This window comes from Pseudomonas sp. PsB, assembly GCF_043658375.1.
In the GTDB taxonomy this organism is placed as follows: domain Bacteria; phylum Pseudomonadota; class Gammaproteobacteria; order Pseudomonadales; family Pseudomonadaceae; genus Aquipseudomonas; species Aquipseudomonas putida_Z.
This window is the reverse complement of sequence record NZ_JBIGLU010000009.1, coordinates 15265-34851: the sequence shown is the minus strand read 5'-3', so window position 1 is coordinate 34851 and position 19587 is coordinate 15265. Positions and strand designations below refer to the sequence as shown.

Sequence of the window (19587 nt, the reverse complement as noted above, 5' to 3'; positions counted from 1 at the left end):
AATTGCCAGCAGTGTACCGGCCATGCAGCCAATTCGCGCGACCATAGTTGCGCTATAGTTGCTGCCCTCACGTACACGCTGCCTAAGAGTTCTACTCCATGTTCAACAAAGGATTGTTGCTGGCCTGCGCGCTGGCTTTGCTCAGTGCCTGTGACTCTTCGACGCCGGACAAGCCGGCGCCATCCGAAAAGCCGGCGGCCACAGCACCCGCCGCCACCCCGGCACCCCAACGCGAAGACCCGGCCGTACTCGCCAAACGCTACGAGGGCCGCGAGCTGACGGTGCTGGATGTTTCCGAAGTGCAGCTCGATGGCGCCGCGACGCTGTCGATCAGTTTCTCCGCGCCGCTGGATGCCAAGCAGGACTTCGCCAGCAAAGTGCACCTGGTCGACACCGTCAAAGGCAAGCTGGACGGCGCCTGGGAGCTCTCCGACAACCAGATGGAGCTGCGCCTGCGCCACCTGGAACCGCAGCGCAAGCTGGTGCTGACCGTCGACAAGGGCCTGCTGGCGGTCAATGGCAAGCAACTGGACAGCGAGTCGATCAGCCGCCTGGAAACCCGCGACATGCAGCCGACCATCGGCTTCGCCAGCCGCGGTTCGCTGCTGCCCACGCGCCTGGCCGAGGGCCTGCCGGTGATCGCCCTCAACGTCGACAAGGTCGATGTCGAGTTCTTCCGCGTGAAGCCGGACATGCTCTCGACCTTCCTGGTCAACTGGGGGCGCAACAGCAGCCTTTACTACTATCAGTCCAAGGAAACCCTGGACATGGCCGAGCTGGTCTACAGCGGCCGCTTCGACCTCAACCCCGCACGCAACACCCGCGAGACCGTGCTGCTGCCGATCACCGGCATCAAGCCGCTGCAGGAGCCAGGCGTGTACCTGGCGGTGATGCGAGCCTCGGGCACCTACGACTACTCGCAACCAGCGACCCTGTTCACTCTTAGCGACATCGGTGTGTCCGCGCATCGCTACCGCGACCGCCTCGATGTGTTCGCCCAGGCCCTGGAAGGTGGCAAGGCGATGAACGGCGTCAACCTGGAAATCCATGACGACAAGGGCAAGCTGCTGGCCCAGGCCAGCACCGATAGCGATGGCCATGCCCAGCTGCCGATCACGCCCAAGGCCGACACCCTGATCGCCACCCAGGGTGTGCACACCACCCTGCTGCGCCTGAGCAGCGCGGCGCTGGACCTGGCCGAGTTCGACATCACCGGCCCGCAGGCCAACCCGCTGCAGTTCTTCATCTTTGGCCCGCGTGACCTGTATCGCCCCGGTGAAACGGTGTTGCTCAACGGCCTGCTGCGCGACCAGGACGGCAAGCCGGTCAAGGCGCAGCCAGTGAGCGTGGAAGTGCGTCGCCCGGATGAGCAGGTCAGCCGCAAGTTCGTCTGGGAAGCCGACGGCAATGGCCTGTACCAGTACCAGCTGCAGCTGGCCAGCGAGGCCCCGACCGGCCGCTGGCAACTGCTGCTCGACCTGGGCGGCGGGCGCAAGCAGGTGTATGAATTCCTCGTCGAAGACTTCCTGCCCGAGCGCCTGGCGCTGGAACTCAAGGGCAGCAGCAAACCGTTGTCTCCGGATCAGGATGCACGCATCCAGGTCAATGGCCGTTACCTCTACGGCGCCCCGGCTGCCGGCAACCGCCTGAGCGGCCAGGCCTATGTTCGCCCGCTGCGCGAGGCGGTACCGGCGCTGCCTGGCTACCAGTTCGGCTCGGTCACCGAAACCGAGCTGAACCAGGACCTGGAGCTGGACGAAGTCACCCTCGACCAGGCCGGCAAGGCCGTGGTCGATATCGAAAGCCGCTGGGCCGAAGCCCGCTCGCCGCTGCAACTGACCGTGCAGGCCAGCCTGCAGGAGTCCGGTGGCCGGCCGATCACCCGGCGCCTGGAACAACCCATCTGGCCGGCCGAGCGCCTGCCAGGCCTGCGTGGCCTGTTCGACGGCGAGGAAACCGACAGTGACGGGCCGGTGGAGTTCGAGTTCCTGGTGGCCGACCGCAACGGCAAGAAGCTGGCGGCCAACGACCTCAAGGTGCGGCTGGTACGCGAGCGCCGCGACTACTACTGGAACTACTCGCAGAGCGATGGCTGGAGCTACGCCTACAACGAGAAATTCCTCACCCAGAGCGAAGAGACCGTCAGCGTCAAGGCCGGCTCCACCGCCAAGCTGAGCTTCCAGGTGGAATGGGGCCCGTACCGTGTCGAGGTGGAGGATCCGGAGACGGGCCTGGTGTCCAGCGCGCGCTTCTGGGCCGGCTACCGCGCCCAGGACAATGCCGAAGGCGGCGCGGTGCGACCGGACCAGGTCAAGCTGGCACTGGACAAACCGGCCTACGCCGACGGTGCTACCGCCAAGGTCACCGTCACCCCGCCCGCAGCCGGCAGTGGCTACCTGATGATCGAGTCCAGCGATGGCCCGCTGTGGTGGCAGGAGATCGACGTGCCCGCCGAGGGCAAGACGTTCGACGTGCAGCTGGACAAGCAGTGGGCCCGCCACGACCTGTACATCAGCGCGCTGGTGATCCGCCCGGGTGAGCGCAAGGCCAACGCCACGCCGAAACGCGCGGTGGGCGTGCTGCACCTGCCGCTGAACCGCGCCGAGCGCAAGCTGGCGGTGAGCCTGCAGGCGCCGGAGAAAATGCGCCCGAAACAGCCGCTGACCGTGAAGGTCAAGGCTGCAAATGCCGATGGCAGCGTGCCTGAACAGGTGCATGTGCTGTTGTCGGCGGTGGACGTGGGCATCCTCAACATCACCGACTTCAAGACCCCCGACCCGTTCGCCAGCCTGTTCGGGCGCAAGGCTTACGGTGCTGACCAGCTGGATATCTACGGCCAGTTGATCGAAGCCGGCCAGGGCCGCCTGGCCAGCCTGGCATTTGGTGGCGACGCGGCGATGGCCAAGGGTGGCAAGCGCCCCAACACCACGGTGACCATCGTCGCCCAGCAGAGCCTGCCGGTGACCCTGGACGACAAGGGCGAGGGCCAGGCCACGGTCGATATCCCCGACTTCAATGGCGAACTGCGGCTGATGGCCCAGGCCTGGACCGAGGAACAGTTCGGCATGGCCGAAGGCAAGACCGTGGTCGCCGCGCCGCTGATCGCCGAGCTCTCGGCACCGCGTTTCCTGGCCGGTGGCGACCGCACCAGCCTGGCGCTGGACCTGGCCAACCTGTCGGGCCGCGCCCAACAGCTGAACGTTGAAATCAGCACTGAAGGGCAGCTGAGCCTGGCGGCCAACGCCGTGCAGAACGTTGCCTTGGCTGAAGGCCAGCGCTCGACGCTGATGATCCCGGTACAGGCCCAGGGAGGCCTGGGGCAGGGCAAGGTGCATGTGCGGGTCACTGGCCTGCAACTGCCGAACGAGCCGACCGGCGCGTTCGAGCGCGAGTGGACGCTGGGCGTGCGCCCGGCCTACCCGGCGATGCTCAAGCACTACCGCGTGGCCTTGAAGGACCAGCCATGGACCCTGCCTGAAGCAGACCTGGCCGCCTTCGAACCCGCCGGGCTTGAAGCCAGCCTGGCCTTGTCGAGCCGGCCACCGCTGAACCTGGCCGAGCAGATCCGTGCCCTCGAAGCCTACCCCTACGGTTGCCTGGAGCAGACCACCAGCGGCCTTTACCCGTCGCTGTATGCCGATGCCGACAGCCTCAAGCGCCTGGGTATCAAGGGCGAGCCTGCCGATGTGCGCAAGCGCAAGATCGAGATGGGTATCGAGCACCTGCTGGGCATGCAGCGCTACAACGGCAGTTTCGGCCTGTGGAGCTCGGACAGCGAAGAAGAATACTGGCTGACCGCCTATGTCACCGACTTCCTGCTGCGCGCCCGTGACCAAGGCTATGGTGTGCCGGCCGAAGCGCTGAAGAAGGCCAGCGAGCGCCTGCTGCGCTACCTGCAGGAGCGCAACCTGATCGAAGTCGACTACAGCGAGAACGCCGAACACACCCGCTTCGCCGTGCAGGCCTATGCGGCATTGGTGCTGTCGCGCAGCCAGCAGGCGCCGCTGGGTGCCCTGCGTGGCCTGTTCGAACGCCGCGCCGACGCCCGCTCTGGCCTGCCACTGGTGCAACTGGCGGTGGCGCTGGACAAGATGGGCGACAAGCCGCGTGCCGAGCAGGCCCTGCAGGCAGGCCTGGGCATCAGCCGCGGTAAAGGCTGGATGGCCGACTATGGTAGCGCCCTGCGCGACCAGGCACTGATCCTGGCGCTGCTGCAGGAAAGCAACCTGGCCAGCCGCCAGGTCGACCAGCGCCTGTTCGCCCTGTCGGATGAGCTGGCGGCCAAGCGCTGGCTGTCGACCCAGGAGCGCAATGCGCTGTTCCTGGCCGGCCGTGGCCTGCTGGGCAAGCCGGAAGGCCAGTGGCAGGCGCGCCTGGACAGCGCGGGTGAAGTGCGCGAGTTCAACAATGCCGACTCCGGCATGAAGCTCGAAGGCCCGTTGCTGGCTTCGCCATTGAGTGTGCAGAACCAAGGCAGCGAAACGCTGTACCAGCAACTGACCTTGTCGGGTTACCCACGCCAGGCGCCTGCGGCCGGTGGCAACGGCATGCAGATCCGCCGTGAGTACCTGGGCATGAATGGCCAGCCGTTGGACCTGCACAATCTGCGCAGCGGCGACCTGGTGCTGGTGCACCTTGCGCTCAAGGCTGAAGACCGGGTGCCGGATGCGCTGGTGGTGGACTTGCTGCCGGCAGGCCTGGAGCTGGAAAACCAGAACCTGGCGCAGAGTGCCGCCAGCCTGGACAACGCCAGCAGTGCGGTGAAGGAATGGCGCGAGTCGATGCAGAACGCCAGCGTGGTGCACCAGGAGTATCGCGATGACCGTTACGTCGCTGCGCTCAAGCTGGACAGCTACGGCACCACCCACCTGCTGTACCTGGCTCGGGCGGTGACCCCGGGCACCTATCGCGTGCCGCCGCCGCAGGTCGAATCGATGTACCGGCCAAACCTGCAGGCCGTGGGGGATGGGCAAGGGGAGATGACCGTAAAAGCCCGCTAAGCACCTGCCTTGCGCGCACTATGTGGGAGCGGCCTTGTGTCGCGAAAGGGCCGCAAAGCGGCCCCGGCATTTCAAGCGGCGGAGCTGAGATCCTGGGGCTGCTGCGCAGCCCTTTCGCGACACAAGGCCGCTCCCACAGGTCCGAGCCGGGCAGTTCAATGTCAGTGAATCACCCAGCTCATCACCCACAACCCCAGCAGCAGCCAGATGATCCCGAGGATGATCGAGGCGCGCATGAACGCGCGGATTGCCGAGTACAGCAGCACCAGCCCGATGATCAGGGCGAGGATGCTGAGCAGCGAGGTCTCCATGCCCAAGGTGCGCGCCAGGCCATCGATGAAATTGCCACCGGCACTGGCCAGCAGGTTGAACAGCCCGCTCAATGCGTCGACGATGAAGCGGATCAACGACCCCAGCGCCTGGCCCAGCCACTCGAAAAAACCTTCTACATGCATAGTTGCTTCCTGATGAACGAATCGGCGATGTTGCCGTTCCCAAGCCTTTGGCCATCACCTGGCCAGGTCGGTTCCCGATGCCAAGCTTAACGCGGCCGCGTACCCGTGCGGGCAGGCTGTTGCGCGCCACGGTGATCGGCATGCTGGTGCTGTTCGGCCTGTTGTGGCTGGCCGACCGCCTCTGGCCGCTGCCCATGCCCGGCGACGACCTGGCCCGCGTGGTGCTGGCCGAGGACGGCACACCGTTGTGGCGCTTTGCCGATGCCGATGGCGTGTGGCGCTACCCGGTCAGCCCCGACGAGGTTTCGCCGCTGTATCTGCAGGCGCTGCTGACCTACGAGGACCGCTGGTTCTACAGCCACCCCGGGGTCAACCCGCTGGCCCTGGCCCGCGCTGCCTGGCTGAACCTGCGTGGCGGGCGTGTGGTGTCGGGCGGCAGCACGCTGTCGATGCAGGTCGCGCGCCTGCTCGACCCGCATGAACGCACCCTGGCCGGCAAACTGCGCCAGCTGTGGCGCACGGCGCAGCTGGAATGGCATTTGTCCAAGCGCGAAATCCTGCAGATCTACCTGGATCGCGCGCCTTTCGGCGGCACCCTGCAGGGCGTGGCGGCCGCCAGTTGGGCATACCTGGGCAAGTCGCCCATGCACCTGACCCCGGCCGAAGCGGCGCTGCTGGCCGTGCTGCCCCAGGCGCCCAGCCGCCTGCGCCCGGACCGCCACCCCGAGCGTGCCCAGCGCGCCCGGGACAAGGTGCTGCAACGCCTGGCCGAATACCAGGTGTGGCCGGCCCAGCAAATCCGTGAGGCAGGCGAAGAACCGCTGGTACTGGCGCCACGTCAGGAACCGGCCCTGGCGCCGCTGCTGGCCCGGCGCCTGAACAGCGCCGACAGCCCGCCGCTGATCCGCACCACGCTCGACGCCGCGCTGCAGCGGCGCCTCGAAGACCTGCTGCTGGGCTGGCGCGCTCGGCTGCCGGAGCGCACCTCCGCCGCCATCCTGGTGGTCGATGCGCAGACCATGGCGGTGCGTGCCTACCTGGGCTCGATCGACCTGGCCGACGAGCGCCGCTTCGGGCATGTCGACATGGTGCGTTCGTTGCGCTCGCCGGGCTCCACCCTCAAGCCGTTCCTCTACGGCATGGCGCTGGATGATGGCCTGATTCATTCCGAGTCGTTGCTGCAGGATGTGCCGCGACGCTATGGCGACTATCGCCCCGGCAACTTCTCCATGGGTTTCAGCGGGCCGGTGTCGGCCAGTTCGGCGCTGGCGCTGTCGCTCAACCTGCCGGCGGTGCAGCTGCTGGAGGCCTACGGCCCGAAACGCTTTGCCGCGCAACTGCGCATGGCGGGCATGCCGCTGATACTGCCGCCCCTGGCCGAGCCCAACCTGTCGTTAATCCTGGGTGGCGCGGGCAGCCGCCTGGAGGACCTGGTGGGTGGCTACGCTGCGCTGGCGCGGGGTGGCAACAGTGCGCGGGTGCGCCTGCAACCGCAGGATCCGTTGCTGGAACGGCGCCTGCTGTCACCAGGGGCTGCGTGGATCATCCGGCGTATCCTCAGCGGCCAGGCGCGCCCCGACCGCGACCCGCATGCCGAGCTGGTGCAACGCCCGCAACTGGCCTGGAAAACCGGCACCAGCTACGGCTTTCGCGATGCCTGGTCGATCGGCGTGGGCCCGCGCTACCTGATCGGCGTATGGATCGGCCGCCCCGACGGCACACCGGTACCCGGCCAATTCGGGCTGGCTTCGGCGGCGCCGCTGATGCTGCAGGTGCACGACCTGCTGAGCAACCGTGACAGCCAGCGTGGCATCGGCGTGCCGGTGGAGCGGGTGCCTGCCAATGTCGGCGTGGCGGCGATCTGTTGGCCGCTGGGCCAGCCGATGAACAAACAGGATCGCAACTGCCGGCGTCAGCGTTTCGCCTGGACCCTGGACGGCACTACGCCGCCAACCCTGCAGGCCGCCGACCAGCCACTCGGCCTGGGCCTGCGCGAAAGCGTATGGGTCAACGACCAGGGGCTGCGCGTCGATGGCAGTTGCCCGGGCGCCAAGGCCCGCGACATCGCCCTATGGCCCGCCCCGCTGGAGCCTTGGCTGCCCCGCGTGGAACGGCGTGCGGCGCGCCTGCCGGCCATCGACCCAGCCTGCCCGCCGCAGGTGCCAGCCAGCGCGCCACCGCTTTCGATCGTGGGCGTGCGCCCGGGCGACAACCTGCGCCGCCCGGCCACCAGCAGCGAACCGTTGCAACTGTATGTGTCGGCGCTGGGCGGCGGCGGGCGGCGCTGGTGGTTCCTCAACGGCCAGCCATTGGGCGAAACCCAGGGGCAGGACAGCCTGCTGGTGCGCTTCCAACAGGTAGGCCAGGCGGAAATCAGCGCGCTGGACGAAAGCGGCGAGACGGCGCGCGTGGCGTTCCAGGTCAGCGAGTAGCTGTTCGACGAGGGCCGAGGCAGCACCTACGCTTGCAAGTAACGGGTGTGACCGGCTGGCGCCCCTGATGCCTGTCAGTCAAGCAATTTGGGGCCGCTTTGCGGCCCTTCGCGGGCACGCCCGCTCCCACAGTTCAGGAAATGCGCGATCTCGGTGGGAGCGGGCGCGCCCGCGAAGGGCTGCAACGCAGCCCCAGGGAACATGGAGCGCCCTATGCGTCCTCTGGCCGTGCCCCTGTTGTTGCTGCCTTGGGCGTTTGCGGCCCATGCCGAGCCTTTGCCGGGTTTTCTCGACAGCCATGAGTACGAACGTCGCCTGCCCGGCGCCAACCTGCCAATAGACGCCTACCGCCCGGTCAGCGCTCACCTGCAGCTGGCCGGGGTGGAGGGTGACAGCCCCGCGTGGGCGCCTGCGGATACCCCGCTGGTGCTGCATAAAGTGCGCTTCGAAGGCGGCACGGTGTTCCCCTTGAGCGACCTGCGCGAACACTACCAACCGCTGATCGGGCACCAGACCACGTTGGGCGAGCTGCAGCAGTACACCGCGCGCCTGACCCAGCGCTATCGGCAGGAAGGCTACCTGTTGTCGTACGCCTACCTGCCGCCGCAGGAGGTGGCCGATGGCCGGGTCAATGTGGTGTTGGTCGAAGGCTATATCCGTGATTACCGCGTGGACGGCGATATCGGCCCGGCCGGCGCCTATCTGCACCAACTGCTGGAGCGGCTTGCCACCGAGCGCCCGCTGACCCGGGAAACGCTGGAGCGCTACCTGGGCCTGGCCGAGCGCCTGCCGGGGGTGACGATAGAGCCGCAGCTGGCCGTGGCGCAAACCGCTGATGGTGCTGCGCGGTTGACCGTGCATGCGCAGCGCAAGCCGTTCAGTGCTGCTGTTACCGTTGCTGATGGCAACCGCGACGATGCGCAGGCGCTGCTGACGGCAACCAGCCACGCCCAGACCCGCTTTGCCGAACAGATCGAGGCCAGCCTGTTGCTGCCGCCGGGGGATGACCAAGTGCATTACCAGCGCCTGGCCTACAGCCAGTACCTGGACGCGGGCGGCAGCCAGCTGCTGCTGTCGGCTTCGCGCTACCGCAGCGAGCCCGGCACGCGGATTCGTCTGGACGATGGCCGTGACATCACCCGCAAGCGCGACAGCGATCGCTATGCGATCGGCCTGCGCCAGCCGGTGATCGTCAGGCCGGATGAATGGATGGTGGTGCAGGGGCAGGTGTATTCGGTCAGTGAGCACTTCGAGGACCGGGTGGATGGGTTGCCATCGGCACGGGACTACGACACCTACGTGCGTGCGCTGTCATTCGAGGGCGACTGGCGCAAGGTGGAAGAGGGCCGTTTGCGTATCGTCAGCGCCGGGGTCTATCAGGGCCTGGATTACCTGGGGGCGCGCAGCGATGCCGACCACGATCTGGATTTTCTGCGGTTGCGGCTTTCCGGTTTGCAGAGCGACAGGCTGCTCGGTAACTGGCAGGGGGTGGTGTCCGGGGCGCTGTACTGGAGTGATGACCGCTTGCCCGACAGCGAGCGTGCGGGGTTTGGCGGGCAGAGTTTCGGCCGTGGCTACCCGCGCGACCAGGCGGACGGGGACAAGGGCTGGGGTGTGGCTTACGAGGTGAATTACAGCATGCACGCCAACTGGCTGGCGTTGGTGCAGCCCTATTTGGTGTTGGATACGGCGCAGGCCTGGCATAACCGGGGGCCTGTGGAAGATGCCCACCTGGCTTCGGCGGCGCTTGGTGTGCGGTTGGGCGATGGGCGCTTGTTCAATGTGGCGCTGGAGCTGGCCAAGCCTTTGGCGGATGTGGCATTGGACAGCCTAAATCGTGGGCCACGCGTGACGTTAAAACTGGCTATCCAGTTGTAACAGGTGAACCGAGGATCTGTAGGAGCAGCCTTGTGCTGCGAAGAGGCCATTTCAGGCGCAATCTTTTGTAAGCCATGAGGGCCCTTTCGCAGCGCAAGGCTGCTCCTACAAAAAAGCGGTGCGCCTATCGGTAACTCAATGGGTAGTAAACCGCTGATGCACCGGCGACGAACTGGGTGTCAGCGCCAGGGCCAGCTGGGTGCGGTTGTGCATGTGGGTCAGGCGCAGCACCTGCGACACATACAGCTTCACGGTGTTCTCGGTAATGCCCAGCTCACAGGCGATCTGGTAGTTGGTCTTGCCCTTGCCCACCAGGCGGGCCACCTCCAGCTGGCGTGGCGACAGCTTCCCGAACGCCGCTGGCAGCTCGCTTTCGCTTTCTTCCACATCCGTGGCACGTCGATGAGTACCTTGGCCCCGGGCCTTTTCCAAATCCTGGTAGAGCTCGTCAATCGATTCGGCCAGATCCTGCAGGCGCTGATTCAATCCGCCGAGGTCGTGGAAGTTGCGCTGGCGTTCCAGCAATGCCTCTTCCTGCCGACGTACGCCTTCAAGCAGTTCATCGAGCTCCACCGGCTTCTGGTAGTAATCGGCAAAGCCTTCGCGCAGCGCGCGGATCACGTCCTGTTTCTCGGCACGCCCGGTCAACATGATGGCTTCGAACATGCGCTGGCTGCCGTCGACCTCCTTCAGGGTGCGCATCAGTTCAACGCCATCCCGTCCCGGCATGTGCAGGTCGCAGATAAGCAGACCGATGGCTGGGTCTGCCATATAGCGCTCGATGGCTTCGTCAGCAGAATGGGCCGGTACGCAAACATAGCCCTTGGTTTCGAGGAATTCACAGAGTTGTTCGACAATGACCGGTTGGTCATCCACCACCAAAACCTTCAACTCACTCACTTGTCTGGACACGATCCACTCCCTGTTCGTATACGGCCCTGCTCCCGGGCCAGACGCTCTGGCAGTTTAAAAGTAGTCGCACCAAGCGAATATGTACAAGTTTTGTACAAGGTGTCGGACCACAGGCTAGCTCATTGGACCCATACCGCTGTCAACAGAAAGCCGGCCAGCACATAGGGGACGAACGCCTGCTTGTCACCCATTTCTTCGGTCAGGGCCTGCAAACGCTTTTTCACCTTTGGGTTGAGCAAGGTCCACAGGCGCCGGCGGGTGAGCAGCCACAGCAGCACGCTGACACCGGCGCCGATGAAGGTGCCAAGCACGTATTGCGGGCTGGTGGCCAGGGCCAGGGCGCCCATCAGCTTGACGTCATCGGCGCCTAAACGGCCGAGCATGTAACCGGGCAGCGTCAGCAGCATGACGATGGCCAGCGCCCAGCCTGCATCGCTGGCATCGGCACCGATCCAGCTGTGGCCGGTGGCGAACAGCCAGGCTAGGGCGCAGGTAGCCACGCCAAGGGTGAGCATGTTGGATATCTGGCGTTGACGCACGTCCTGTTCGGAGCACAAGGCAAGCCACAGCAGGAGAACAATGCTTTGCATTGGCAGGTCGCCCTTCCCAAATGTTGAACACATCTACCCGGTCAGTCAGGTTTCCTTAAGTGAAGATAGACGGGAACCTGCGGACGAGTGGGGCGGGAAAGGCAAAAAGGCGTGGTCGGGATGGATTTTGTCGTAGCTGGCACAGGTACTTGCCGTTGAAAATCTTGCGCGCCCCCTGTGGGAGCGGGCGAGCCCGCGAACACGGGCGAAGCCCGTGCCATCCACCGCGGTGCCTGCTTCGCGGGCATGCCCGCTCCCACAGGTCCGCGGCGCCCATGGAGTTTGTGTTTGAACGTTACTTCTTGCTTCCCGGCGGGTAGTTGGCCAACACCTTGGTCACGGTGTTCTGGATCGCGCTGTTGCGTTCCTCGGGGCTTGGCGGGTAGTTGTTCATGATCTGCTCGGCACTGCCGCGCCACACCAGCTTGCTGTCACGCCCATCGAAGAGGTCGATCTGGATGGTGGCGACCTTGTAGTCGACGCTGCGGGTTTCGTTGTACATCGGCCCACCCCAGTAGCCGCCCCAGTAGCCCCCCCAGCCACCGCCGTAGTTGGTGGTGATCTGTTGCTGGCGCTGCTCGACGATCAGGTACGCGCGCACTGTCAGGTCTGGCCGCGCGCCACTTTGCACCGGGCGCAGGCCGCGCTGGTCGAGTTGGTTTGCCACTGCCTGGCGAATGCGCTGCTCGGTCAGGTCGCTCTTGATTCGTGGGTCGTCCGGGCGGTACTGCAGGCCTGGTTCCTGCCATGCCCAGCTGCGGTAGGCGGCAAAGTCACGGCTGGCATCGAAATCCTGCTGGACGTTATTGCTGGAGCAGGCGGCGAGCAACAACGCGAATGACAGTAGAACGAGACGGCGCAACATGATGGTTCTCCGTTGGATATCAACTGGGAGGATAGCCGTTGAGCGCCTTGTGCACAGAATCGCGCAGGGCGCTTTCGCGTTCACGCGGCGAGTCCTTGTCGCTGCCGCTTTCGGCGCTGGCACTCCATACCGGCTGGCCGCTGCGGGCGTCGTACAGGTCGATACGCACCACCATCACTTGCACCTCATAGGTGCGCACGATGGGCACGCTGGCATAGCCACCATAGCCATGGCGGTAGCCGCCATAACCGACACCACCGTAGGGGTACGGGCCGTAGTAAGGGTCATAGGCATCGTAGTCACGTACCTGGCGCAAGCGCTTTTCCAGGCGTATGTCGGCGCTGACCAGCAAGTCGCCGGGGCCGCCCCGGGCGGGACGCAGGCCATGCTGGTCCAGCGCGCCGCTGACGGCATCGGCCAGTTGCCCCGGGTCGGTATCGACCGAGCCACTGGGCAACTGGCCGTCGCGCCAACTCCAGCTACGGTAGTGCCCGTAATCTCGGGCCGGTGTCGGGTAGGCACTGGCATCGAAGGTGCTGGCCGCCTGGGCAGGCGCCGGTGGTAACGGGCGGCTGCTGGCCACATAGGGGTTGCTGCCCTGGCAGCCAGCCAGGGCAAGCGGCAGCACGGCCAGGCACAACAGACGGTACGGCATGTATTCCTCCCGGCGGGCAGGTCAGCGGGGGCGGCAGACCCAGTGCAGGTAGCGGCCGAGCCCGGCGAAGCTGGGGTGTCGACGGTAGGCCAGTTCCATTTCCAGCAGGTCGAGCAGCTCGGCCTTGCCTTGGAATTCCTTGGGCATGTAGTCGTGGAACACCCGCACGCCACTTTCGCTTTCAACCTGCCACATAGGATCAAGTTGCGCCCTGAGTTCGCGTGGATCAAGCGGTTTTTGCGGGGTCAGGCTCTGCTTTTCACCTTCCAGCCGGTTGCTGCGCAACTTGCGGAAATGGCCCTTGAGCAGGTTGCGATAGACCAGGGCGTCGCGGTTGTAGAAGGCCAGCGACAGCCACCCGGAAGGGGCCGTGAGCTGGTGCAGCACCGGCAGGATGCTTTCGGGCTCGGCCAGCCATTCGAGTACGGCGTGGCATAGCACCAGGTCGTAGGGTTCGGTCAGCTGGCCGAGCAGGTCTTGCCAGGGGGCCTGGATGAAGGTGGCCGGTTGGCCGGCTTCGGCAAAGCGCGCCCGTGCGCCGTCGAGCATGGGCGCGGCGGGTTCGGCCAGGGTCAGCTGGTGGCCGCGCTGGGCCAGCCACAAGGCCATGTGACCCAACCCGGCACCGATGTCGAGGATGCGCAGCGGGCGGTCGGGCAGGGCTTCGGCCAGGTCGGCCTGCAGCACGGCCAGGCGGATGGCGCCCTTGGCGCCGCCGTAGATCTTCTCGGCAAAGCGGGTGGCCAGCTCATCGAAGTGACGGTCGTTCATCGGGCGAAGCGCCTCTCGCTGTCGGCCAGCTTGGCTCGCACCACCTGGTCCATGTCCAGGCCTAGTTCGCTGCACAGCAGCAACAGGTACAGCACCACATCGCCGATTTCCTGGCCGGCATGGGCCAGCTTGTCGGCGGGCAGCTGGCGCGATTGGTCTTCGCTCAGCCACTGGAAGATTTCCACCAGTTCGGCCATTTCGACGCTGGCGGCCATGGCCAGGTTCTTCGGGCTGTGGAAGCCACGCCAGTCGTTGTTGTCGCGGATCTGGTGCAGGCGTTGGGTGAGTTCTTGCAGGTTCATCGGGGGTCTCCTAATGCTGCATAGCTTCTGCGCAGGCCCGATGCAAAGCAAGCGTATACCGCCAAGACAGGCATGGTCCCTGTAGGAGCGGCCTTGTGTCGCGATGGGGCGCGAAGCGGCCCCAAAATTATCAGCTTCGCCGCTGGCATCGCCGGGGCCGCTTTGCGGCCCATCGCGACACAAGGCCGCTCCTACAGAGTTGCCCAGCGCCCGACCATGTGCAGAACCCCTCCATGCCCATCCAGCCGCAGCTCTCCCGCAGCCCCCGCCTCACTGGCACCGAGCACCACCTCCGACGGCAACCGCACCGGTTTGCGGAAATCCACCTCGAAGGCATAGCCACTGTGCGGCAGGTGCCCGCGCAGTGCCGCCAGGGCCATGGCCTTGCTCCACATGCCATGGGCAATGGCCGTGGGGAAGCCGAACAGCCGCGCACTGGCTGCGCCGAGGTGGATCGGGTTGTAGTCCCCGCAGACCTTGGCATAACGCCGGCCGATATCGCCGTCGGCGTACCAGCGGGTCGCCTCTGGCAACGCTTGCGGTTCGTCCTCGGCAGGCTCACTTGCCTCGCTTTCCAGCTTCAGCCCGCGCACCAGCATGCGGCTGGTCTCGCGCCAGAGCAGGCCGATGCCGTCTTCGGCTTCGGTGACCAGGTCGAAGGTGCCGCCCTTGGCATGCGCTTGCAGATTGCCTGCATGCACCGCAAAGCGCAGCCCTTCGATACCGCCCAGTGGGCGCAGCACCTCGATGCGGTTGTGCAGGTGCACCAGGCCGAGCAGCGGGAAGGGGAAGTTTGGCGCGGTCATCAACTGCAACTGCAGCGTGAACGCTATGACATGTGGATAAGTACCCGGCAGACGGCCATCGTCGGTGAAGTGGCACAACCGTCGATAGGCGGCCAGGTTGCCCGGCTGGACGCGGATGAAGCAGCGCAGGCCGTCGTCCGGCAACTGGTTGCCGCTGATGCTGCGCTTGCTGGCCGCGCGCAGGTACAGGCTGGCGCGCGAAGCCGGGCTGTGCAGGTCGTGCCAGTGTCGGCTCATGTTCAGGCCCCCATCAAGGCCTGGCCGCATACCCGCAGCACCTGGCCGTTGACTGCACCGGAGCCCGGCTGGCTGAGCCAGGCGATGGCTTCGGCGACATCCTGCGGGCGGCCGCCCTGGCCAAGCGAACTCAAGCGTCGCCCGGCCTCGCGCAGGCCCATGGGCATGGCGGCGGTCATGTGGGTTTCGATGAAACCGGGTGCCACGGCATTGATGCTGCCGCCGCGCTCGGCGAGCCGGGGCGCCCACGCCTGGGCCAGGCCGATCAGCCCGGCCTTGCTCGCGGCATAGTTGGCCTGCCCGCGGTTGCCGGCAATGCCGCTGACCGAGGCCAGCAGAGTGATACGCGCGTTTTCACCCAGGGCGCCGTTGTCGTACAGCGCCTGTGTCAGCACCTGCGGTGCCTTGAGGTTGACCGCCAGCACCGCGTCCCAGTATTCCGGGGTCATGTTGGCCAGGGTCTTGTCGCGGGTGATACCGGCGTTGTGCACCACGATGTCGATGCCGTCGGGCAGGGCCGCAAGCAGTTGCGTTGCCGCGTCGCCGGCGCAGATGTCCAGGGGCAGCGCCTTGCCGCCCAGGCGCGCGGCCAGGGCGTCGAGGTCCTGGCTGGCTTGCGGCACATCCAGCAGCAGTACGTCGGCACCGTCCCGGGCCAGGGTTTCGGCAATGGCGGCACCGATGCCGCGCGCGGCACCGGTTACCAGGGCGCGGCGCCCAGCCAGCGGCCGGGTCCAGTCCTCGACCTGGCTGGCGCAGGCATGCAGGCGCAGCACCTGGCCGGAGATGAAGGCGCTTTTGGGCGAGAGGAAGAAGCGCAGGGCACCTTCCAGCTGGTCTTCCGCGCCGGGGTCGACATACAGCAACTGCGCGGTCGCACCGTTGCGCAGCTCCTTGGCCAGCGAGCGGCTGAAGCCTTCCAGGGCCCGTTGGGCAATGCTGGCCAACGGGTCGTCGAGGCTTTCTGGCGCGCGGCCCAGCACCACCACATGGGCGCACGGCGCCAGGCTGCGCAGCAGTGGCTGGAAAAATTCGCGCAACTGCTTCAACGCGTCGCTGTCGGACAGATGACTGGCATCGAATACCACGGCCTTGATCTTCGGCCCCAGTCCAGCCACCCACGCTTCGGCCTGGAGGTTGTCGGTATTGAAGCTGTAAAGCGTGTCGGTCAGGCGCGGGGCAATGGCTTCGACCTGGCTCGCCAATGGCCCGCCACCCAGTACCAGGGCACCTTCGACCGGGCGCAGGCGGCCGGCCTGCCAGCGCTCCAGCGGCGCCGGGCGTGGCAGGCCAAGGGCATCCACAAGACGGCGGCCGAGGTTGGAGTTGGCAAAGCCGAGGTAGCGATCGCTCATGAGTGGGTCTCCCGGAAGGCAAGCTTGAAAGTGTGGACCAACTTTGTGGCAAGGTCGTTCGAATGCGGTAAAAACACCTAGGCTGTACGGATCAAATTGTTTCAGGAGGAACAAGCGCATGCGTTCACTTCGCCGGGTCGCGATCCTGGGCGGCAACCGAATTCCCTTCGCCCGTTCCAATGGCGCCTACGCCACGGCCAGCAACCAGGCGATGCTCACCGTCGCCCTCGAAGGGCTGATCGAACGCTACCGCTTGCATGGGTTGCGCATGGGGGAAGTGGTGGCCGGTGCGGTGCTCAAGCACTCGCGTGACATGAACCTGACCCGTGAGTGCGTGCTGGGCTCGCGGCTGTCGCCGCAGACGCCGGCCTACGACATCCAGCAAGCCTGCGGCACCGGGCTGGAGGCAGCGCTGCTGGTGGCCAACAAGATTGCCCAGGGGCAGATCGACTGCGGCATTGCCGGCGGCGTGGACACCACCTCCGATGCGCCGATTGCGGTAAACGAAGGCCTGCGCCACATCTTGCTGCAGGCCAACCGCGGCAAAAGCCTGGGCGAGCGGCTAAAGCCATTCCTCAAGCTGCGCCCTCACCACCTGAAACCCGAATTGCCGCGCAACGGCGAGCCGCGCACCGGGTTGTCGATGGGCGAGCATTGCGAACGCATGGCCCAGGCCTGGCGCATTGGCCGTGCCGAACAGGACGAGCTGGCGCTGCTCAGCCACCAGGCGCTGGCTGCCGCGTACGCCGAAGGTTGGCAGGATGACCTGCTGACGCCGTTTCTGTCGTTGACCCGTGATAACAACCTGCGCCCCGACCTGACCCTGGAGCAACTGGCCAGGCTCAAGCCGGCCTTCGATCGCAGCGGGCAGGGCACGCTGACGGCGGGCAATTCCACACCGCTGACCGATGGTGCTTCGCTGGTGTTGCTGGGCAGCGAGGAATGGGCCGAGCAGCAGGGGCTGTCGGTGCTGGCCTATCTGGTCGATGGCGAAACCGCTGCGGTGGATTTCGTCACTGGTCGCGAAGGCTTGCTGATGGCGCCGGTGTATGCGGTGCCGCGGCTGCTGGCGCGCAATGGCCTGACGCTGCAGGACTTTGACTATTACGAGATTCACGAAGCCTTTGCTGCCCAGGTGCTGTGCACGCTCAAGGCCTGGGAAGATGCCGATTATTGCCGTGAGCGGTTGGGGCTGGATGCGCCGCTCGGGGCGATCGACCGCAGCAAGCTCAACGTCAAGGGCAGTTCGCTGGCGGCCGGGCACCCGTTTGCCGCGACCGGGGGGCGGATATTGGCCAACCTGGCCAAGTTGCTGGCGAGGGCGGGAAAGGGGCGGGGGTTGATTTCGATCTGTGCGGCGGGTGGGCAGGGGGTGACCGTCATCGTCGAGCGCTGAAGCCACGCCTTGTGGGAGCGGCCTTGCGTCGCGAAAGGGGCGCGAAGCGGCCCCGGGGTTTCAGCGTCACAGCAAAAATTGTTGGGGCCGCTTTGCGGCCCTTTCGCGACACAAGGCCGCTCCCACAGAGACCGCGCCTGACTTGACCACGAATCAGCTGTTAGGCTTGTCTGGTCAGAACTACAAGAAACCGCCATGCCGATCATCGGACACCCCCGCGCCATCCCGGCGCTGGACTACCTGCCCAGGCCACTCTATGCCCGTGCCGAAAGCCTCGGCGCCGGCTCCTGGACCACCCGCCACCAGCACGACTGGGTGCAGTTCTCCTACGCCATCAGCGGCGTTCTCGGGGTGTATACCCACGAAGGCAGCTACTTCGCCCCGCCCCAATGGGGCGTGTGGATACCAGCCGATGCCGAACACGAAGTGGTCACCTCTATGCAGGCCGAAATGCGCAGCCTTTACGTGCGCCGGGATGCCTGCCCGTGGGCACCGGAGCAATGCCGGGTACTGGAAGTGACCCCGCTGGCGCGCGAACTGATCAAGCAGTTCTGCCTGTTCCCGGCCGACTACCCGGAGGGTGACAGCGCCGAGGCGCGGCTGGTGGCGGTGCTGCTCGACCAGTTGCGCATGCTGCCCGAGGTCGGTTTTTCGCTGCCACTGCCACGGCACCCGAGGTTGCTGGCGCTGTGCAATGGTCTGATCGCTGCACCGGACCAGTCGCAGACCTTGCAGCAGTGGGCGCGAGAGCTGGGGTGCTCGGAGAAGACGCTGATGCGGCTGTTCCAGCGGGAGACGGGCTTGAGTTTCCGCAACTGGCGGCAACGTATGCGGCTGTTGTCATCGCTAGCGTTGCTGGAGGCGGGGGAGAGTGTGACCGAGGCGGCGTTGGGATGTGGGTATGACTCCACCTCGGCTTACATTGCGGCGTTCAAGCAATTGTTCGGTGCGACGCCGGGGGAATTGAGGCTTTAGTGATTGGTCGCCTGTGCCGGCCTCTTCGCGGGCGCGCCCGCTCCCACAGGATCCCACTGCACTCAGGGCCTGTGCAGTACCTGTGGGAGCGGGCGTGCCCGCGAAGAGGCCGGCGCAGGCAACATCAGGTACGGAACCTGCGCACCAGCGCATCCAGCTCATTGGACAACCCGGCCAGGCTCTCCGAATCCATCCGCGCCGCCTGGGCCAGTTCGGCCACCAGTTGCGCATCACCGTGAATCTGGCTGATGTGCCGGTTGATGTCTTCGGCCACCTGGTGCTGCTCTTCGGCCGCCGTGGCGATCTGGGTGTTCATGTCGCGGATCACATCCACCGACTCGCGGATCTGCCCGAAGCTGTCACGGGCCAGGCCGATGCGGCTCACCGACTGCTGTGAAACCTCCAGGCTGGCGTGCATCTGTGCGGCCACTTCGGCAGTGCGGCTGGCCAGGTTGCCCAGCAGGCCGTCGATCTCGGCGGTGGAGTCGGCAGTGCGCTTGGCCAGCGCCCGCACCTCGTCGGCAACCACGGCAAAGCCACGGCCCTGCTCGCCGGCACGGGCCGCTTCGATGGCGGCGTTGAGCGCCAGCAGGTTGGTCTGTTCGGCAATCGAGCGGATGGTGCCGAGGATAGACTGGATGGCGTTGCTGTCACGCTCCAGCTGCTGGATCGACTGCGCCGACTGCTCAATCTCCTGGCTCAGGCGGTCGACGCTATGTACCGCGGCATCGATCTGCTGCTGGCCTTCGCGAGCCTGTTGCTGACCGCTGTCGGCCGACTGCGCCGCCTGGCTGCAGGAACGTGCCACTTCGTTGGCAGTGGCGACCATTTCGTGGAAGGCGGTAGAGACCATGTCCACCGCTTCGCGCTGGCGGCCGGCGGCTTCGGCCATGTCGCTGGAAACGCGGGTCGAGCTGCTGGAGGTGCTGAGGATCTTGCTGGCGGCAGCACCGATGTG

Annotated in this window: 15 protein-coding genes; 5 read left to right on the top strand and 10 right to left on the bottom strand. The window is 66.0% G+C overall.

Annotated elements, in window-relative coordinates; translation table 11 throughout:
• Positions 1-98: 98 nt before the first annotated feature.
• On the top strand, positions 99-5000 hold the full coding sequence (locus ACGLHT_RS13515) for an alpha-2-macroglobulin (RefSeq protein WP_274120383.1): 4902 nt from the start codon (positions 99-101) through the stop codon (positions 4998-5000).
• Between the two features lie 161 nt (positions 5001-5161).
• On the opposite strand, the gene ACGLHT_RS13510 is transcribed toward ACGLHT_RS13515, so the two are convergent.
• Entirely contained in the window at positions 5162-5455 is a 294-nt protein-coding gene (locus ACGLHT_RS13510) for a hypothetical protein (RefSeq protein ID WP_025337571.1), read from the bottom strand.
• Positions 5456-5532: 77 nt separating this feature from the next.
• On the opposite strand from ACGLHT_RS13510, the gene pbpC reads away from it, so the two are divergent.
• The gene (gene pbpC / locus ACGLHT_RS13505; RefSeq protein WP_085693325.1) at positions 5533-7887 is read left to right on the top strand and encodes a peptidoglycan glycosyltransferase PbpC; all 2355 of its coding nucleotides are present in this window, start codon (positions 5533-5535) and stop codon (positions 7885-7887) included.
• Positions 7888-8100: 213 nt separating this feature from the next.
• On the top strand, positions 8101-9765 hold the full coding sequence (locus ACGLHT_RS13500) for a ShlB/FhaC/HecB family hemolysin secretion/activation protein (RefSeq protein ID WP_274078649.1): 1665 nt from the start codon (positions 8101-8103) through the stop codon (positions 9763-9765).
• A 135-nt stretch (positions 9766-9900) separates the two neighbouring features.
• On the opposite strand, the gene ACGLHT_RS13495 is transcribed toward ACGLHT_RS13500, so the two are convergent.
• From ACGLHT_RS13495 to ACGLHT_RS13460, 8 genes are all read right to left on the bottom strand, one after another.
• Complete coding sequence (locus tag ACGLHT_RS13495; RefSeq protein ID WP_274078648.1) at positions 9901-10677, bottom strand: response regulator transcription factor; 777 nt, start codon at positions 10675-10677, stop codon at positions 9901-9903.
• Between the two features lie 119 nt (positions 10678-10796).
• The gene (locus ACGLHT_RS13490) at positions 10797-11267 is read right to left on the bottom strand and encodes a prepilin peptidase (protein WP_274078647.1); all 471 of its coding nucleotides are present in this window, start codon (positions 11265-11267) and stop codon (positions 10797-10799) included.
• A gap of 295 nt (positions 11268-11562) precedes the next feature.
• A complete protein-coding gene (locus ACGLHT_RS13485; protein WP_075044499.1) occupies positions 11563-12132 on the bottom strand; it encodes a DUF4136 domain-containing protein in 570 nt (189 codons plus the stop codon).
• 19 nt (positions 12133-12151) lie between these two features.
• The gene (locus ACGLHT_RS13480) at positions 12152-12787 is read right to left on the bottom strand and encodes a DUF4136 domain-containing protein (RefSeq protein WP_025337577.1); all 636 of its coding nucleotides are present in this window, start codon (positions 12785-12787) and stop codon (positions 12152-12154) included.
• Between the two features lie 21 nt (positions 12788-12808).
• On the bottom strand, positions 12809-13558 hold the full coding sequence (locus ACGLHT_RS13475) for a methyltransferase domain-containing protein (protein ID WP_015268825.1): 750 nt from the start codon (positions 13556-13558) through the stop codon (positions 12809-12811).
• Positions 13555-13860 (bottom strand): MazG-like family protein, encoded by a 306-nt coding sequence (locus ACGLHT_RS13470; protein ID WP_013970728.1) that lies wholly within the window; start codon positions 13858-13860, stop codon positions 13555-13557. Before ACGLHT_RS13470 ends, ACGLHT_RS13475 begins: the two co-directional genes overlap by 4 nt.
• A gap of 191 nt (positions 13861-14051) precedes the next feature.
• On the bottom strand, positions 14052-14903 hold the full coding sequence (locus ACGLHT_RS13465; protein WP_274078646.1) for a MaoC/PaaZ C-terminal domain-containing protein: 852 nt from the start codon (positions 14901-14903) through the stop codon (positions 14052-14054).
• Between the two features lie 2 nt (positions 14904-14905).
• Positions 14906-16258, bottom strand: a complete 1353-nt coding sequence (locus ACGLHT_RS13460) for a 3-oxoacyl-ACP reductase (RefSeq protein ID WP_274078645.1) — start codon at positions 16256-16258, stop codon at positions 14906-14908.
• Positions 16259-16376: 118 nt separating this feature from the next.
• Between ACGLHT_RS13460 and ACGLHT_RS13455 the strand changes: the two genes are divergently transcribed.
• Both ACGLHT_RS13455 and ACGLHT_RS13450 read left to right on the top strand, forming a co-directional pair.
• The gene (locus ACGLHT_RS13455; RefSeq protein ID WP_274078644.1) at positions 16377-17654 is read left to right on the top strand and encodes an acetyl-CoA C-acetyltransferase; all 1278 of its coding nucleotides are present in this window, start codon (positions 16377-16379) and stop codon (positions 17652-17654) included.
• Between the two features lie 195 nt (positions 17655-17849).
• Complete coding sequence (locus ACGLHT_RS13450; protein WP_085593411.1) at positions 17850-18629, top strand: helix-turn-helix transcriptional regulator; 780 nt, start codon at positions 17850-17852, stop codon at positions 18627-18629.
• A gap of 124 nt (positions 18630-18753) precedes the next feature.
• Here ACGLHT_RS13450 and ACGLHT_RS13445 read toward each other — a convergent pair whose 3' ends face one another.
• Entirely contained in the window at positions 18754-19482 is a 729-nt protein-coding gene (locus ACGLHT_RS13445) for a methyl-accepting chemotaxis protein (RefSeq protein ID WP_371053097.1), read from the bottom strand.
• Positions 19483-19587: the final 105 nt, after the last annotated feature.